Source organism: Campylobacter sp. S4:11, assembly GCF_024723695.1.
GTDB lineage: Bacteria > Campylobacterota > Campylobacteria > Campylobacterales > Campylobacteraceae > Campylobacter_D > Campylobacter_D jejuni_C.
Genome location: NZ_JANQDC010000048.1, coordinates 1 through 2,128 on the forward strand (window position 1 = coordinate 1; position 2,128 = coordinate 2,128).

Consider the following 2,128-nt stretch of genomic DNA (forward strand, 5'->3'; position numbering starts at 1 on the left):
GTGGCTTTAGTGCTACTTTATTTGGAGAAAAAAGAAAATAAATTGATAGTAAAACTAAAGAAAAAATCTATACAAGTAGATATGGCTATATCAATTATATTTTAGCCATTAGAGGAATAGAGCCTAAGGAAGTCAAATAATGAAAAAGTTTCTTGCACCTAAAAAGATTATCTTAGTATTTATTACATTATTTGGAATTTATCTACTTGGAATCCCACTTTATTATACTCCTTATGAATTACAACCAAGTTATTGGAAGTTTAAGGAAATATGTGAGTTAGATATTACACCGCCTTCTAAAAAAAGAACAGAGAAAGCATTAAAATTATTTGGAGTTAATCCTAGTGATTTACAAAATAATTTAAAACTTGAGAATAATAATTATATTGCACGATTTAGATATGATACTGAGAGAATAAAAGCTCAGTTAAATATTAAAATGGATTTGGAAAAAAATATAATAGAAATCAATGAATCAGGCTCAATTTGGTATGATTGGAGACCCATGATATTAGGCAATGAAGGCAATATGGATTTTAGAGTTATGTGGAATAATTATATTACCTGTGGTAATATCTATATTAAAGAGATGCCAGAATGTTTTAAAGATAATAAGTTTATCTGTAATTTTAAGGAGGCAAAATGACAAATAAAGAGATAGTTGAAAAACTACGAGATAACGCTGAGTTAGCATGGGCTAGCTATGGATATTTTCACTATTTTTTAGAACAGCAAAGTAAATCTCACTTTCTTGTAATGCAAGATAGGCAAGGCAATGAAATTAGAGACGCTGACAATAAACCTAAAATTCAAGAAATTTACATTACGGATATTTTGAATACAAACTATAAAAATCATAGAGTTGTTGAATTTGTTCAGTTAGATAAAGAACAAAAAGAAATTACTATCAGCAAGCTCGATGGCGACTTCTCCCCACTCCAAGCCAAACAATTCTTAGAGAGATATGATTTATTAATCCATCAAACAAATACAGAGTCAAGCTTTTCTGCTACTTTGTTCTATGATACACACAAAGATGGTTTCGTGGTGTGGTTTAGGGAAACAGAATGCGGATTCTAAAAATACTTTATATTTGTTGGATTATATTATGTGTTGTAGGTTGGTTTATATCTCCTATTGTTGGACATAATCCAAATAGGGTTGAGGAGTTTTTTATAATGCTTGGTTGGATAGTCTTTCCACTAATGATAGCCAATCTATGGCTTTTTGGAATAACAAGAATTAAAAAATATTTAAGGAATTTTTTAATATTGTTTTTATATTACCCTTTGGCATTTGCTCTGTTTTTGGTGCTAAATTAACTTTAGGAGACTAAATGAAAGAATTAATCAACAATCTAAGAGACTATGCCGAGTTGGCTCAAGCAAGTTATTTTAACTTTATGTATATCAATAACGATGAGCGAGAAATGGATAGTTATAAAATAGGGCAAAATAGATTCCCTAAAGATAAAGACAATATAGAAAATTTAGAATATACAAAGACCTTATCTAAAAAATATAAAGATTATTTTATTTATGATGATTCCATTGCACTATATCCGACACTTAATGGAGAATTTGGGGAGATTCAAGCTAAAAACTTTGCTAAAAAATATGAGATTAAATTCCACCAACCAAATACGGCTTCTGGCTTTAGTGCTACTTTGTTTTATGATAAAGAAAAAGATAAGTTTGTAGTAGGGTTTAGGGGGACAGAGGGACTTTGGAGTATGGATACTTTGGCGGATATAGGGCTTACCTTTGGTAAGGGCGATTTTCAACTTAATGCTTTAAAGCAATTTTTATTAGACATAGCACCTATTTTAAACAAAGTAGATTCAAATAATATTATTTTTATAGGGCATTCTTTAGGCGGATATTTAGCAGTTATAGCAATGCAATTTTGCGATACTATTGATAGGAGCTTAAATACACAATTTAATGCAATCAAATTTATGGCATCGCAAGTTTATACTTTTAATTCTCCTGCTATTGATGAGATTGATAATATGCTAATGCGGGCTTTGGCAGCATTATTAGATAAAAATATTATGGAGCAAGTCTTAAATCCTCAAAAAGTATATTGTGTCTATGACAGCGGTGGTATAAATATCATCGCTTCTGCT

At 30.1% G+C, this 2,128-nt stretch carries 3 protein-coding genes; all 3 read left to right on the top strand.

The genetic code is table 11. The annotated features are described in order from the left end of the window. The first annotated feature begins 139 nt into the window (after positions 1-139). Positions 140-646, top strand: a complete 507-nt coding sequence (locus CAMP5053_RS08020) for a hypothetical protein (protein WP_263669427.1) — start codon at positions 140-142, stop codon at positions 644-646. Further along, positions 643-1,080 (top strand): hypothetical protein, encoded by a 438-nt coding sequence (locus CAMP5053_RS08025; RefSeq protein WP_337217622.1) that lies wholly within the window; start codon positions 643-645, stop codon positions 1,078-1,080. Before CAMP5053_RS08020 ends, CAMP5053_RS08025 begins: the two co-directional genes overlap by 4 nt. Positions 1,081-1,336: 256 nt before the next feature. Then, on the top strand, positions 1,337-2,128 hold a 792-nt coding region (locus CAMP5053_RS08030), incomplete at its 3' end, for an Mbeg1-like protein (RefSeq protein ID WP_337217623.1).

What these genes read in the sequence shown, in the direction of transcription:
- CAMP5053_RS08020 (WP_263669427.1), top strand. Translation starts at nt 140, where the DNA reads ATGAAAAAGTTTCTTGCACCTAAAAAGATTATCTTAGTATTTATTACA.
- CAMP5053_RS08025 (WP_337217622.1), top strand. Translation starts at nt 643, where the DNA reads ATGACAAATAAAGAGATAGTTGAAAAACTACGAGATAACGCTGAGTTA.